This window comes from Pediococcus inopinatus, from assembly GCF_002982135.1.
Classification (GTDB): domain Bacteria; phylum Bacillota; class Bacilli; order Lactobacillales; family Lactobacillaceae; genus Pediococcus; species Pediococcus inopinatus.
In genome coordinates, this window is record NZ_CP019982.1 from 17,425 (window position 1) to 32,138 (window position 14,714).

Annotated in this window: 12 protein-coding genes and 2 pseudogenes; 7 read left to right on the forward strand and 7 right to left on the reverse strand. The window is 40.2% G+C overall.

From position 1 onward, the window contains the following. Positions 1 to 200: 200 nt before the first annotated feature. From PI20285_RS10630 to PI20285_RS10640, 3 genes are all read right to left on the reverse strand, one after another. Entirely contained in the window at positions 201 to 596 is a 396-nt protein-coding gene (locus PI20285_RS10630) for an Ohr family peroxiredoxin (RefSeq protein WP_057775494.1), read from the reverse strand. A gap of 65 nt (positions 597 to 661) precedes the next feature. Further along, the gene (locus PI20285_RS10635; protein ID WP_057775496.1) at positions 662 to 1,489 is read right to left on the reverse strand and encodes a hypothetical protein; all 828 of its coding nucleotides are present in this window, start codon (positions 1,487 to 1,489) and stop codon (positions 662 to 664) included. Positions 1,490 to 1,717: 228 nt separating this feature from the next. After that, positions 1,718 to 2,800, reverse strand: coding sequence for a glycosyltransferase (locus PI20285_RS10640; protein ID WP_057775497.1), 1,083 nt, complete (start codon positions 2,798 to 2,800; stop codon positions 1,718 to 1,720). Positions 2,801 to 3,589: 789 nt separating this feature from the next. Here PI20285_RS10640 and PI20285_RS10650 point away from each other — a divergent pair. Beyond that, positions 3,590 to 4,519, forward strand: coding sequence for an IS30-like element ISLpl1 family transposase (locus PI20285_RS10650; protein WP_105782273.1), 930 nt, complete (start codon positions 3,590 to 3,592; stop codon positions 4,517 to 4,519). An 89-nt stretch (positions 4,520 to 4,608) separates the two neighbouring features. Next, on the forward strand, positions 4,609 to 4,734 hold the full coding sequence (locus tag PI20285_RS12090; RefSeq protein WP_420892115.1) for a hypothetical protein: 126 nt from the start codon (positions 4,609 to 4,611) through the stop codon (positions 4,732 to 4,734). Here PI20285_RS12090 and PI20285_RS10655 read toward each other — a convergent pair. Further along, positions 4,731 to 5,800 (reverse strand): IS3-like element IS1163 family transposase gene (locus tag PI20285_RS10655; RefSeq protein WP_105782274.1). Its coding sequence is split into 2 segments (ribosomal slippage): positions 4,731 to 5,572 and positions 5,572 to 5,800, totalling 1,071 coding nucleotides; the frame shifts between segments, so codons are not numbered across the junction. The genes PI20285_RS12090 and PI20285_RS10655 overlap by 4 nt on opposite strands. A 256-nt stretch (positions 5,801 to 6,056) precedes the next feature. Here PI20285_RS10655 and PI20285_RS10665 point away from each other — a divergent pair. Beyond that, positions 6,057 to 6,602, forward strand: a pseudogene (locus PI20285_RS10665) (transposase family protein); the annotation flags it as partial. Here the strand turns inward: PI20285_RS10665 and PI20285_RS10670 are convergent. After that, positions 6,602 to 7,918: an ammonium transporter gene (locus tag PI20285_RS10670; protein WP_057775492.1), complete on the reverse strand. Its 1,317-nt coding sequence runs from the start codon at positions 7,916 to 7,918 to the stop codon at positions 6,602 to 6,604. The pseudogene PI20285_RS10665 and the gene PI20285_RS10670 overlap by 1 nt on opposite strands. Positions 7,919 to 8,413: 495 nt before the next feature. Between PI20285_RS10670 and PI20285_RS10675 the strand changes: the two are divergent. Then, positions 8,414 to 9,343 (forward strand): annotated as a pseudogene (locus PI20285_RS10675) (L-lactate dehydrogenase). Between the two features lie 9 nt (positions 9,344 to 9,352). Here the strand turns inward: PI20285_RS10675 and PI20285_RS10680 are convergent. Continuing rightward, positions 9,353 to 10,282, reverse strand: a complete 930-nt coding sequence (locus tag PI20285_RS10680) for an IS30-like element ISLpl1 family transposase (RefSeq protein ID WP_105782275.1) — start codon at positions 10,280 to 10,282, stop codon at positions 9,353 to 9,355. A 369-nt stretch (positions 10,283 to 10,651) separates the two neighbouring features. Further along, on the reverse strand, positions 10,652 to 11,392 hold the full coding sequence (locus PI20285_RS10690) for a GntR family transcriptional regulator (protein WP_235018202.1): 741 nt from the start codon (positions 11,390 to 11,392) through the stop codon (positions 10,652 to 10,654). 130 nt (positions 11,393 to 11,522) lie between these two features. Between PI20285_RS10690 and PI20285_RS10695 the strand changes: the two genes are divergently transcribed. The 3 genes from PI20285_RS10695 to PI20285_RS10705 all read left to right on the forward strand — a co-directional run bounded on the left by PI20285_RS10695 (position 11,523) and on the right by PI20285_RS10705 (position 14,706). Next, entirely contained in the window at positions 11,523 to 12,893 is a 1,371-nt protein-coding gene (locus tag PI20285_RS10695) for a glycoside hydrolase family 1 protein (protein ID WP_057775525.1), read from the forward strand. Positions 12,894 to 12,902: 9 nt separating this feature from the next. Further along, positions 12,903 to 14,216, forward strand: coding sequence for a PTS sugar transporter subunit IIC (locus PI20285_RS10700; RefSeq protein WP_057775523.1), 1,314 nt, complete (start codon positions 12,903 to 12,905; stop codon positions 14,214 to 14,216). 238 nt (positions 14,217 to 14,454) lie between these two features. After that, a complete protein-coding gene (locus PI20285_RS10705; protein ID WP_057775641.1) occupies positions 14,455 to 14,706 on the forward strand; it encodes an IS3 family transposase in 252 nt (83 codons plus the stop codon). The last annotated feature ends 8 nt before the right edge of the window (positions 14,707 to 14,714 follow it).

Consider the following 14,714-nt stretch of genomic DNA (forward strand, 5'->3'; position numbering starts at 1 on the left):
ACAGAAAAGATAGACGAATGAAGATTTCACAAAATCTTCATTCGTCTATTTTGTTTTCTGGTTGACTTTCATATTTTAAACCGAAGGTGGTTGCTCGACTGCCGCTGTTATCTCGAATGTATATTTCAACTTTAAAATCATTTGATTAAAGCCAATGTTCTTACAAGGAGCTACCTAGAAATCAATTACAATGGAAAAGTCTAGACTTCAGGAACGGCTTGCACCGTCACTGAAATATTACCTCTTGTAGCTCGAGAATAAGGGCAGACCTGGTGTGCTTCGTCTAACAATTCTTGCACTTTTGAAAGGGGGAGATTAGCAATGAAGCCTTCAATTTCTACTCCTAAAACAACATCTGGGACTGATTCCTTACTTTGATTATACAACGATACTCTAACCTTGATGATCGAATTACCGCGAATATTCTTAGCACGTTTGATATAATCTAAGGCGCTATTAAAGCAAGCACTATAGCCCGCAGCGAAAAGTTCTTCTGGATTGGTTCCTTCCGTTTTACTGCCCGGTTCTTCAATGTTTACGTTGAAAGAGTGGTTTGGGCTATGTGACTCACCAGAACGTCCTCCAGTGTTAATCATGGTTGTTGTATATTTGATGACCTCCTTGAAATAATCGCAGCTTTCGTTAAACGCAAGCCACTCGACTAACGACTCATACTTGAAGCCATCTTAATGGCAGTTTCGGCTGAACGTGCAGATATTTTATACAAGATGGCACCTTCTTGCCAAGTAATAGTTTGGTTTAATCCATTATCAGTGACATCAAAGTTGCCTGCCCCAACTTGGCTCGGAATGGGAAGCGAGTACTGGTTAAACAATGCTACCAGTTGTTTGCTCATAGCAACTGGATCTTGGCCCATGACAGGTGAGGCATGTACTGTTACCGACCAGCGACCCGCTTGCCATGTGAGATAAGCTTGTCCAGCTCCTCGATCAATAGTCCCCTGAACACCACTCCCAAGATCAATGACCGGTAACCCAGTCTCTTGTGCGTGGTGATTAACCGCGGTCACTGCAGCTGCTGTGGAGACATAGGCGGTTTTATTGAATGTTGCATAAGGCGTTTCGCTAGCTAAGGTGCTGGCATTAAATTCCTTGGCTGTAGCTCCAACACTATAATAAACCGTATATCCGTATGCATTACTGATATAGTGCATATTCAAGCGATTGTGATTTTCGTTCAACCCATCAACAGTTGGTTTTTTTGTAGTCCCAATTGCCATAGACAACTTCTGATTGAGCTCTTGAATTCGAGAATCTGTAGTATCTTCTTTTACTGATGAGGTCTTTGATGATATTGAACTAGCCACAGTAGATGAAGAACTAGAAGACATTTTCTCTTTTGCAGAATTAGATACCTTCGTAGTGGAACTAATGGATGTTGATGATGTTTTAGAGTTGTTACTGAGCTTCGAACAGCCTCCGAGTAACAGGCTTGCTGTCAACGTTGCAATAATAATCTTGGCCCTCATGTGACATTCCTTCTTTCAATTGTTGTGTCACGGCGTCTCTAGATTGGATTAACTGCCCACATGGTCCGAAATTATCACTTATGATCATTACAACATAAAACGAGTTCAGTTGTGCAAAATGCGTTTTTAAAAGAATCGACCATTAACACCATTTCATTTGAATGCTTGATGTATAGCCTTATAAAAGCCTTACAGATTAGTCAAAAAACGTTATAAATGTTTCTCTCACTAGAGACTAAGCTCTTTAAAAAGTCGCTGCCACTGATTAGTAACATCCGAAAGTGAGAAATCATGACTTCGTAGTAAGGCTTGATTAGCCCAATAGTGCCGAATGGATGGTGAATACATGAGGGTATCAAGCTTTAAGTTTAGGTCATGCACATGATGATCCTGTGTCAGAATGCCAAATTTTCCCCCATTTAAATATTCTTGGGCGCCAGTATTACTCATTGATATAACGGGTAATCCGAAACTCATTGCTTCACCAATCACTAGTGGTAGTCCCTCCCAACGAGACGTCATCATAAAAATTGAGGATGTTTGATAATGAACTGCCAACTGTTCATCCGTTAGCGATCCTGTCAGTTTCAACTTATTATTCACGTTCATTTGACTGATCAAATTTCTCAATTTGTTTTCGTCTGGACCTGAACCAGCTAAGCGAATCTCCCAATCATCCGGTATGTTCGCGGCAATCTTAACCAACAAGTCCAAACCTTTTTGTTGAATATCGATTCTAGAAAACATACTAATGACGTGGTTTGTTAATGAAGAGATAGTGCCTCTTTTGATGGTCAGTGGATTGTAAATCTTGATAGTTCGTGACTGTATTTTTGAAAAATGAATGACATCATGGCGCGTCAAAACGACCACACGATCAGCACTACGCAATCCGGCTATAAATTCAGATTGCATATTGCGATAATAGTTATCCATATAGGTTTCGTAGTTGTTATGCAGCCAGGCAATAATCCGCACCTGTGGCACTCGCGCTTTAATCTGCGACGAAAAGCTGGTTAATAATCCGGCTGTCAAAATCACAACATCATAGTCACCCTTAATAAGGACCTGAATCAGATCATTAATTTGTGACGAATATTTTGTTAATGGTTTGCTGCCGCGAAAGCTTTTGCCAGTGTTAACAGGATTTGAAGTCGTTATAAGCGGTGCATTCAACTCAAAGAAGGTTGGCGTAGTGGCCAAGGTAAAATACGCTACTTTATTTGTTTTAGCGAGTTCATTGCCTACAACAGTAGCGACCCTTTTAACGCCATCCATTAACAAGTTCTCAAAACAGATCAAAATCTTCATTAGCAACCACACTCCTTTGGAGACAGAGCAGTTTGTTCAGTTACGCTATTTCTGATACCTAAAAGGCTAAGAGACAGGACTACAAGAAGTGATGAAGACAATCAATAGTCGGTGCTACTACTCAACACGCTAAAAAGCGTATTGGCAGTTCATTAAACTTTCTAAATGAGTTTCTTCCTATTCTATATGCATGTTAATGCATGTTAACCAGAAATGCAACTAATCAGACGGATCTAGTGCAAATAAGCTGAGAGATGACCATTTAACCAGCTACTGACATTATGATGAAGGTTAGGTAGCTATCAATACTTTTAATCTGCTCACAAGGATAACTCGATGAGACTTAACTTTTGCATTTTTGGTGTATTGTGTGAACAACCTCTACATCGTGCAGCGTTGAAATTACGGTTTGAGTGCTATGAAAACTTGCGTATCAGACACGATGTCCTTTTGAAAGTGGGTTCCCTCAAAGTCATACATACACGTAATCCCTCGTTTCTTGTTACCAAGTATACTAAAATGAAATTAGCGAACAAAGCTTGCACCAGAATCAACACAATGACAAATTGAATTCTTTGTTGGCGAATAACCTTAAGTAGAAGTGAGGTGAATTTGGTTATGAGCAAGTATGATAAGTTGTGGAAATCCTTTTTGGATAGGCAAGAAACATCAATCGAATTGGGATTTAAAGGGTAGATTGTAAAATTAATCCGACGCTGTTCGGACAAAAAAGATCAGCTTCCCTTAAAATGGTGTTTACCACAAACCCATCTTTTAGGAGCTGATCTTTTGTCTAGTATAACCTATTCTGAACGAATTAAAATCGAAACCTTTTGTGAACTAGGGCTGTCCAATATCCAAATGGGCGTTCGGCTGAACCGATCACCGTCAACAATTTCTTATGAATTATCTCGATGTCAACCTTATCAGGCTGAATTAGCACAAACAGATGCCGAATACAAGCGATCACGACGTGGTCGGAAAACTAAGCTGAGCGATGAGTTAAAGCAAAAAATTCTCAACCATTTACGTCTAAGCTGGTCACCAGGAATGATTGCTCACGAATTTAAACTAGCTACTAAATCTATTTATAATTGGCTAAATCAGGGGAGAATTGGTTTCTCCTTGAATGATCTACCTGAACATGGCGTACGCCAACGGCGTAACGTTGACCAACGATCCAAATATAATCAATCTTTGGGGCGATCAATTGAACAGCGTCCCATGATGATTAATCAACGTAATCGCATCGGCGATTTTGAACTAGATACAGTCGTTGGTCCTCGTGGGCATAGTAAGGCAGTTTTATTAACTTTAATCGATCGAAAATCACGGCTCCTTTGGGCATACCGGTTAAAAGATCGGACGACAGCGACTGTTAATGAAGCCCTAACTAAGTTCCTAACCACTTTTAATGGTCCGGTGCACAGATTTACTGTGGACCGTGGCACTGAGTTTAGTGGGCTAGTATCATTTGAATCACAATATGGTATTAAGACCTATTACTGCCATGCTTATACTCCAGCTGAACGTGGTAGTAATGAACGCTTTAATCGGAATTTACGTTATTTTTATCCTAAAGGGACTCGTTTTGAGCACATTAGTGCTCAAGATTTAACGACGACGTTACTCCAAATTAACCAGCGACCGCTTAAAATACTCGACTGGCAAACACCGTATCAGGTTATGCTGACAAATTTGTCCAAAAATTCGGATTAAATTTGCAATCTACCGTATTTATAAGAGCCTGAAATAATTGAGTTCCAAGTATAAAATGATATAGTCACTGTATATAAGGAGGGGAATACATGTTATTTTCTATAGCTCTTAAATTAATAGTGGGTTTACTTGGTCTATTAGTAGTTGTTCGTTTTTTGGGGAAAAAGGCTATCTCAGAGTGCTCCTATGTCAATAAATGGCACATCTTTTTCTAAACACTCGTTCTAATTCTGTCGGAATTAAACCAACTGATGTAATTTGAGGTTCGGATTACCAAGTCCTCAAAATTGGAAAAAGTTGTTTGAAAGGCAAACTCTCTCTTCAACAATGAGTGAAAAGCTTCAATTGGCCCATTATCATAAGGATAACCTTGTTTTGAGTATGAGTGGCTAATCTGATGCCGTTCAAGTAAAGTTTCAACTTCGTTGCTGGTGTACTGTGAACCCATGTCAGAGTGAAAATATTGTGGCTTTTGATGACATCCAAGCGCCTGATTAATCGTTTCTACAACTAACGTCGCCTCCATCTGACGACCAATCTTGAAAGCAAGAACTTGATGAACCTTTGGTTCGTAAATAGAACTGAGATAAACCCAGGTTCCTGGACGTAATTCCAAATAAGTAATGTCAGCACGCCATATCCTTGCATTGGGCTGGTGCTTGATTAAATTGGGGCGTTGCGAATGATCCACATGAGTGCCAGGTTTTTTAAATCGCCAATTCATTAAAGAGTGAATCTCCATTTCCCTCATTAATCGTAAAATTCGTTTTGACCCAACACAGATGCCTGACTTGCGAAGCACCATCGTTATTCGTGGATAACCATAGGCACGATAATTATTTTCCCAAATCAATTTAATTTTTTCTTTGAGCTGATTATCAACACGTTCGTGTTGACTAGGTTGATATCTTTTCCAATGGTAATAGGTGCTGCGCGGTAATTTCAGTGCCGAAAGAATAATTGATAAGCGGTGTCGCAATAACTGATCTTCTATGAAGACAAGGCAATTAATTCGTCCTAATGCTTTCCCAGTAACACCGCCGCAGCTTTTAAAATTTCAAGTTCCTCCTTTAATCGCTGATTTTCCTTTTGAAGTTGTTTGAATTCTTTGGACGTTACTTCAGTACCGTCTTCTAGCTCAACTGATTTAGCGTCTTTAACCCAGTTATGAATTGCGGCTGGAGAAACACCGTATTCCTCGGAAAGCGAGCGAATAGATCTTTTCTCTTCACGATGCATCTTCACAATGCTGGCTTTAAAATCATCTTGATATCGTTTCATTGGAATGCTCCTATCTTGTTTTATTAATTATGGCACAACTGTTCAGAAATTTATGTACCAAATACTAGGATAGGAGCAGATTTTCAAAACAGACAAAAAACCGGTATTAGTTATTCACCAATACCAGAAAGTGTAGACCCAAAATAATCAGCACCGAACGTGTAGGCCCTTTTTGGATAACGCAAAAAGACACCTACTCAGTGTCCATGCTATGCTTGTTAGCGTCGAAACCAAAAGCAAGCGAGGTTATGAGTAAATGTCCCAATACGATCCTACACTGTCCGTCCTTGGAATACCAGACCATAATATCAAAGTAGCCTTTGTTCGTCATGAATATCGCGGCAAGGGGGTACGTCGCCGCCAGTATCATGTGATTGATGCCGAGCTGACTTACCGGTTAACCCGGTGCCCACTGTGTGGCTTTGAGGCCTTGCACCCTAACGGGTTTTACACGGCCCACGTGCGCGTCCTCAATGGGGTTGAAATGTCGACAGTCATTGACTTGTACAAGCAACGATGGCGCTGTCATAACTGTTACCACACAATCAATGCCAAGACGCCGCTCGTGCAACCCAACCACACGATCGCCGCTCACATGACAGAGCGAATCATGAAGTTAGCGCATGAACGGTTGCCAGTCAAAACCATCGCCCGTATTATCGGAATCTCAGCCTCCTCGGTTCAACGGATCATTGACCAAAATCTCAAACTCCGACCGGCTCGCCGGCTACCCACGCGACTCTGCTTTGATGAGTTCCGTTCCACTCATGGCATGATGTCGTTTATCTGTCTTGATGCCGATTATCGGAATCGTTGTTGCTTATCTAGCAGTTGCGCTAACTGACCACGAAATTCATCGCTATGATGTTGGATGTTCGTCAAGTCGTGACTCATTTGAACGGTGTAGTCAGCGACTTCGCCGTGTTCGCCTTGATCGAGTCCGAGTTCTTCCTCTTGTTCGTCAACGCGCATTCTGATGACTCGTTTCAATAGTACGATAATGACGATGCAAACGATGGTAGTAAAGCCGATGGTAAAAATCGTTGCTAATAGCTGTAATCCGAATAATTTAAAGCCGCCACCATAGAAAAGACCGTTTAGAGAAATTGAGTTATTAACGGCTTTGCTAGCGAATAGCCCAGTCATGATACTGCCGACCATGCCGGAAACACCGTGGCATCCAAAGGCATCGAGTGCATCATCGATACCTAAGCGTGGTTTGATGAACGTAATGAAGCCGTAACTAGTTAATGTGGCGATAAGGCCAATCCAAAAGGCACCAGAAATGGTGACGTAGCCACAAGCAGGTGTAATCGCAACGAGACCACAAAGGGTGCCGGTGCAGACACCGACTAGGGTTGGTTTGCCCTTGGTTAGCATATCAACGACCATCCACGTCATCATGGAAGTGGCGGTGGCAACGGTCGTGGTTAAGAAGGCTTGGATGGCGATGTCGTTCATGGCAAGCGCCGAACCGGCATTGAAACCGTACCAGCCGATCCATAAAATAGCGGTCCCCAGCAATACCCATAAGATGTTATAGTGCTGGGTCATATCCTTGCCATACTTGTAGCGGGCACCTAAGAATGCTGATAAGACTAAAGCGGTGATACCGGCATTGATGTGAACGACGGTACCACCAGCGAAATCGATGACGCCAAGTTTAGCTAATAAACCGTTATCCCAAACCATATGAACCATTGGATAGTAGATGAGGAGTGACCAGAAGATGATGAAGGTTAATAAGAATTTAAAACGGATACGGCCGACCACTGCGCCAACAAATAGTGCTGGCGTGATAATGGCAAACATCATTTGAAAGATGAGATATAAACCGTTGGGAATCTTTGTCGCGGTAAGCGTGGTCAAGTCCACACCATGTAACCAAGTGGCTTTGAGATTACCGACAAAGCCACCTAAATCACCGGAAAAAGATAGTGAATAACCGAATGCGAGCCATAACAAGATTGCTAAGCCACAAATCATGAAGACGGATAACATGGTGTTAACGACATTCCGTTCGGAAACTAAGCCACCGTAGAAAAATGCTAATCCGGGCGTCATAAATAATACCAATATACTAGATAACACTAAAAACGTTGAATTTGCAGCGTTCATACTCCCAACCCCTATCCATACCATTTGATGTTATAAATTATAACATTGATTATTGAGTGACACACTCTTTTTTTGTGTTTAGGTTAAATATTAAACTTACAAACGGGCTTTAGTGTCATTATGGAACTGTTGATGTCAGGTTTTGTGACGCAAAACTATTGAAAACTTGAGTGGACTCCTTGTAAATTCTTAGCAAAAGCCGGTCAAGGTTGCTTATTGGCAGAAATGTAGGAAGTGACTTCCAAGAGTGGTCGCGATTAGTTCGGTAATGAAAATAATTAGGCAATGGGGGGCAAGTGATTAATTATCTTAAACTAATTAGGGAAATTGGTAACTATAGTGCGTGCTATTGCTTAAGAAAATGATGATATGAAAGGTGAGGCACTTTCAGCAATTGACCATTACTAACTAGAGCAGTAAGGTTATCACCACATAAATTAAAAGACGATGAGATTATTACATAACGTCTTAATAATTAAAACGGGGGTTCAGCTTATGCGAAAATATGCGATTATTGGGGTCGGCCACGTTGGGGCGACCATTGCTTATACATTAGTTTGTAAAGGAATTGCGGATGAATTAGTCTTGATTGATACTAATGCGGCTAAAGCTCGCGCAGAGCAATTAGATTTACAAGACGCTCAAGCCCGTTTAGATAGTCGAACGATTATTAAAATCAATGACTATCATGAATTAGACGACACGGATATTTTATTTGTTACTAGCGGCAACATTCACGCGTTAGACCATGCTTCCGGTAACCGATGGGCTGAATTTGAATATACGAAGCAAATCGTTCAAGATATCGCTCCGAAAGTTAAAGCAACCAAATTTAATGGCGTGGTCATCGATACAATGAATCCGTGAGACGCAATTACTCACTATTTCCAACGTGCAACGGGATTAACACGCCAACAGGTCTTTGGGACTGGGACTTTCTTGGATACGGCGCGTATGCAAAAGGTTGTCGCAGAAGCCTTCGACTGTGATCCAAAAAACATTAGCGGGTATGTTTACGGTGAACACGGCGAATCACAATTCAGCGCGTGGTCAACGGTTCAGGTTAACGGTATTCCAATTACATCCTTGGTTGATAAGTATCATTTGGACTTAGATGCACTTGAGGCAGCTGCACGCCATGGTGGCTGGGCGGTTCATTCTGGTAAGGGTTATACCAGTTTTGCCATTGCCACTTGCGCGGTTAAATTAAGTGAAGCGGTCTTTACAAATGCTCGCTTAGCATGCCCGGTCTCTGCGTATAGTGAGACCTTTTGGACGTATGTTGGTCAGCCAGCAATCATTGGCAAAGATGGAGTCGAGAGTGTGACGACGCTTGCTCTGACTGCTGATGAACAAGCTAAGTTCCGTAATTCAGCGGACACGATTATCGAGAAATTCCACGCCTTTGATGACGTCTTAAGGTAGATTGCAAATTTAATCCGAATTTTTGGACAAATTTGTCAGCATAACCTGATACGGTGTTTGCCAGTCGAGTATTTTAAGCGGTCGCTGGTTAATTTGGAGTAACGTCGTCGTTAAATCTTGAGCACTAATGTGCTCAAAACGAGTCCCTTTAGGATAAAAATAACGTAAATTCCGATTAAAGCGTTCATTACTACCACGTTCAGCTGGCGTATAAGCATGGCAGTAATAGGTCTTAATACCATATTGTGCTTCAAGTGATACTAGCCCACTAAACTCAGTGCCACGGTCCACAGTAAAGCTGTGCACCGGACCATTAAAAGTGGTTAGGAACTTAGTTAGGGCTTCATTAACAGTCGCTGTCGTCCGATCTTTTAACCGGTATGCCCAAAGGAACCGTGATTTTCGATCGATTAAAGTTAATAAAACTGCCTTACTATGCCCACGAGGACCAACCACTGTATCTAGTTCAAAATCGCCGATGCGATTACGTTGATTAATCATCATGGGACGCTGTTCAATTGATCGCCCCAAAGATTGATTATATTTGGATCGTTGGTCAACGTTACGCCGTTGGCGTACGCCATGTTCAGGTAGATCATTCAAGGAGAAACCAATTCTCCCCTGATTTAGCCAATTATAAATAGATTTAGTAGCTAGTTTAAATTTGTGAGCAATCATTCCTGGTGACCAGCTTAGACGTAAATGGTTGAGAATTTTTTGCTTTAACTCATCGCTCAGCTTAGTTTTCCGACTACATCGTGATCGCTTGTATTCGGCATCTGTTTGGGCTAATTCAGCCTGATAAGGTTGACATCGAGCTAATTCATAAGAAATTGTGGCAGGTGATCGGTTCAGCCGAACGCCCATTTGGATATTGGACAGCCCTAGTTCACAAAAGGTTTCGATTTTAATTCGTTCGGAATAGGTTATACTAGACAAAAGATCAGCTCCTAAAAGATGGGTTTGTGGTAAACACCATTTTAAAGGAAGCTGATCTTTTTTGTCCGAACAGCGTTCGGATTAATTTTACAATCTACCATTTCTCAATAGCTTTTAAATATTCTAAGATTTTGATATGCAAAATACTTAGTTTGCCGGCAAGCAATGAGTTTATTAAAGTAGTTGCCAATGCCGGATATAACGGGATGGTACCTGTCGGAAATACATTTACATTAAGTGGCAATTTGAAGGCAATACCATCCCGTCAGTCGAATGGAAAGCTTAATTAATAGATAAAAATATTTCTATAAAAAGGTCCGTTAGAAAATTATTGATTTCTAACGAATCTTTTTTGTATTTATGGATTTTTTAAATTTGCAACCCATTGCTACTCAACGTATTGTTGATTACAATTACACCGCCTTTATCATAGCGATGGCGTGTTTGCGAATATTCGAAAGGTCGGCCGTCCGATAAATGAACAGTTTGAGAAACTTGGAGAATTGGTTCGTTGTGTGTGCATTTTAGATAGTCCTGATCATTCTTTCTGGAAACATCTGCTGTAATTTTTCGAATGGAGCTACCGATTTTTAAGCCCAAAGTTGATTCGATAAATGTGTAAATTGAACCACTAGCAATTTTTTCGGTTAGGTTTTGGATAACGGATAACGGCATGATTGAATGATCTAATTCATAGGGTTCGTTGTCAATATTTCGTAACCGAAGAATATCGTAAACAGGGGTGGAATCAGAAATTGATAACCGCTTTTGTTCATGGACAGACGGCAATCGTATTTCAAATTTAAGCACCTTTGTGGTTACTTTTCCACGACCCTCAAATAATTTGGTGGTTCCTTCATATTGACTAGATAGAATATCAAGCGTTGAGCGTGAATTGGGAGCAACGGTTGTGCCGCTTCCTTGCCGACGCAAAATTAAATTGGTATTTGATAATTCATCAAGTGCCTTTTGAATGGTGACACGTGAGGTATGAAATTCATCAGCCAATTCTTTTTGACTGGGAAGATGTTGACCCGCTACGTAATCACCCTTTTTTATGCGTTCTTTTAGCGTATTTGCAATTTGATTATATTGACTGATAAGGCACACCCTCTTCCTAATGATAATTTTAGCATATTAATTTATTTATCCAAATGAATTATTTGAGTTATCAATATAAATATTTGACTTTACAAATTTAAAATATGAGTTAAAATGATAATCATAAAGGAGGCAGGCAATGAAAAATTCAAAGTTTTTGTGGGGAAATTCGGTTTCGAGTATGCAAACCGAAGGAGCCTGGGATAAAGATGGCAAAGGGCTATCCGTGTATGATGTGAAAGAAGCCACAGCAACTTCTTCTGATTGGAAAGTTGCTATTGATGAATATCATCGCTATGAAGAAGATTTTGATTTAATGAAAAATGCTGGCATGAATTGTTACCGCTTCCAGATTTCATGGTCGCGAGTAATTCCAACTGGTGACGGTGAGGTGAATCAAGCCGGACTTGATTATTATATTCAGTTCGTGGAGGCACTTTTAAAACGGAATTTGGTACCGGTAGTATGTTTATATCATTTTGACATGCCCTTGGCGCTTGCCAAAAAAGAAAATGGGTTTGTTAGCGATTATGTGCGCGATGCGTTTGTCAGATTTTCTAAAATAGTTATTAAAGCGCTGGCAAGTAAGGTACAGTACTGGATTCCTTTTAATGAACAGAATTGCACGATGTTTGAAGAAGGTTTTCAAAATAGTGGCTATTTAAAGGGACAAAAAAGTGTGGGAGATCAATACAAAATCGCAACTAATAGTCTAATTGCTTATGCTGAAATTGCAGACTATGTACATACTTTTGATGGGTTACAGGTAGGCGGCATGGTTGCTTATCAAGAAATGTATCCCAACACACCCAAACCACAAGATGTAATGGTTACACGTAAAGCCAATGAGTTTATTAACGAAGATTTTCTTTCCTTTTTCGCGACTGGCAAACGATCTGGTGAAGTGATCCAATTTATGAAAACCAATGGGTTAACAGACCTGGTCAATCAACTCGAAGATAAGGTACATCAATTAAATAATGTTAAAAGTGATTTCTTAGCATTTAGTTATTACTATAGCTTAGTAATTGATGCCACAAAGATCGCACCCAATGTGGCGCCCAATTATTATATGAGTCAAGGAAAAGTCTTGAATCCCAATTTGGCAACATCAGAATATGGCTGGCAGATTGACGCCCAAGGTTTTCGTAATTGTATTGCCAAAATGGCTGATCGTTATCGACTTCCAATTTTTCCGGTAGAAAATGGGATTGGTGCGCAAGAGGTCTGGGATGGTGAACATGAAATTCAAGATGATTATCGTATTCAATATCATCAAGAACATATCAAGGCTATGAAAGATGCCATGCAAATCGATGGTGCTGATGTGATTGGTTATCTTGGTTGGGGATTGATTGATATTCCAAGTTCGACTGGGAATATGGAGAAACGCTACGGACTAGTATATGTCAATCGGGGCAATCATGATCTTCGTGATTTAAGCCGAACACCTAAAAAAAGTTATTACTGGTTTAAGAAAATGATTGCAGAAGAAAAAGAATTAAGGTGAGGTGCAAATATGAAAAATAATGGGATTGGTAAGAAATTTATCGATAATTTTACCAAGGTATCTATAAAAATTGGCAATCAAATTCATTTGCGTTCTTTACGAGATGCATTTGCGATGATTATGCCGTTATTTATTTTAGCTGGAATAGGGGTTCTTATTAATAATGTGATTTTTACATTGTTTTTTAAAGGAACAACATTAGCTAATTTTCAAACATTTGGTAATTTGCTGGTTAATGGCACGCTAAACATTGCGGGATTGTTGATTGCCCCGGTAGTTGGGTATTGTTTAGCGAAAAATCGTGGTTTCAATAACGTTTTAGGGTCAGCAATTATTTCACTAGCAGGGTTGGTTGTCATGATGCCGGTTACACTGCAAGCCGTTCCGACTGGAAAAACAGCGTCAGTTAATATTACGGGATTTTTATCATTTTCAAATGTTGGTGTTACGGGTATGTTTGCCGGAATTATTATTGGTTTAGTGGCAACGGAATTATTCATCAGGTTATCCCGTGTAAAAAAATTCCGGATTAACCTTGGTGAGAATGTGCCACCAGCTGTTAGCGATTCATTCATGACGTTAATTCCAACAATTGTGGTTTTAAGTTTACTAGCTATTATTGCAGCATTATTAACTGTGTTGGCACATACAGACATGATTAAGTTGATTACCATGGTTATTCAAGAACCGTTACGACGTGTAAACACCAGTTTACCAGGCTTCTTGTTGATCTATAGTGTTGGTAACCTATTGTTTGGTTTTGGTATTCATCAAGCTGTCATTAATGGAACATTGCTTGATCCAGTCCTTTTGATTAATACCAATAAGAATATGCAGGCATTCGCTGCCGGTCATCACGTGCCTTACATTATTACAAGTGTTTTTCGTGATACATTTGGAATGTTTGGCGGAACGGGAAGTACGATTTGTTTACTAATTGCGACAATCATTTTTTCAAGAATGAAATCAAGTCGTCAAATTACCGGATTATCGTTTGTCCCAGGACTATTCAATATTAATGAACCGGTTATTTATGGTTATCCCATTGTGTTTAATTTGCCACTGTTAATTCCATTTGTTCTAACACCGATAATTGCCTTATTGTTTGCTTATTTCTGTACAGCAGTTGGTTTTATGAACCGAACTGTGGTGATGGTTCCTTGGACAACGCCACCTTTGATTAACGGATTTTTGGCAACTGGTGGTGATTGGCGTGCCGTCGTGGTTCAATTAATTTCCATTCTTTTCGGGATTTTCTTCTATTTACCATTTATGAAGATTTCTGAAGGGGTCATGATGCGTCAGGCAGAAGAAGAGAATTAGTTAAAGTTAGTAGCGTGAGATAAAAAATAATTAAGAGAATTGAGCAAGACCACGTCATCACGATATGGTCTTTTTTTATGGCTTTTGAAAATGTAGACTACCATCTTAGTGATTTAACATGCTTTTGTTTGGTCAATCCAAGTTCATTAAAAACGGGTGGATGTAAGCTGATTCCTGAGACAACTTTTAAGAGAGGGTATAATGAATAAATCGTCTCTCAAAAGGAAGGAATTTTTACATGCCAACTCGTTACGACAAAGAATTCAAACAAAACATTATCAAACTATATAAGCAAGGCGAATCAGTTGCCCAACTGGCCAGAGAATATGGCATTGGCTATTCAACAGTTCATAAGTGGATCCAGGGCCAGGCCAAAACTCAATCCGGTAAATCGCCAGACGAAATCAAAGCGATGGAAAAGCGACTGGCTTCGCTGTCTGAGGAGAACGAAATCCTAAAAAAAGCCCTGGGCTTCCTTGCGCAGAAGTAACCAACATC

Excerpts from the sequence above, each read along its gene's own strand:
- PI20285_RS10630 (WP_057775494.1), bottom strand. The coding sequence starts at position 596 with ATGATTAACACTGGAGGACGTTCTGGTGAGTCACATAGCCCAAACCAC.
- PI20285_RS10635 (WP_057775496.1), bottom strand. The coding sequence starts at position 1,489 with ATGAGGGCCAAGATTATTATTGCAACGTTGACAGCAAGCCTGTTACTC.
- PI20285_RS10640 (WP_057775497.1), bottom strand. The coding sequence starts at position 2,800 with ATGAAGATTTTGATCTGTTTTGAGAACTTGTTAATGGATGGCGTTAAA.
- PI20285_RS12090 (WP_420892115.1), top strand. The coding sequence starts at position 4,609 with ATGTTATTTTCTATAGCTCTTAAATTAATAGTGGGTTTACTTGGTCTA.
- PI20285_RS10670 (WP_057775492.1), bottom strand. The coding sequence starts at position 7,918 with ATGAACGCTGCAAATTCAACGTTTTTAGTGTTATCTAGTATATTGGTA.
- PI20285_RS10695 (WP_057775525.1), top strand. The coding sequence starts at position 11,523 with ATGAAAAATTCAAAGTTTTTGTGGGGAAATTCGGTTTCGAGTATGCAA.
- PI20285_RS10700 (WP_057775523.1), top strand. The coding sequence starts at position 12,903 with ATGAAAAATAATGGGATTGGTAAGAAATTTATCGATAATTTTACCAAG.
- PI20285_RS10705 (WP_057775641.1), top strand. The coding sequence starts at position 14,455 with ATGCCAACTCGTTACGACAAAGAATTCAAACAAAACATTATCAAACTA.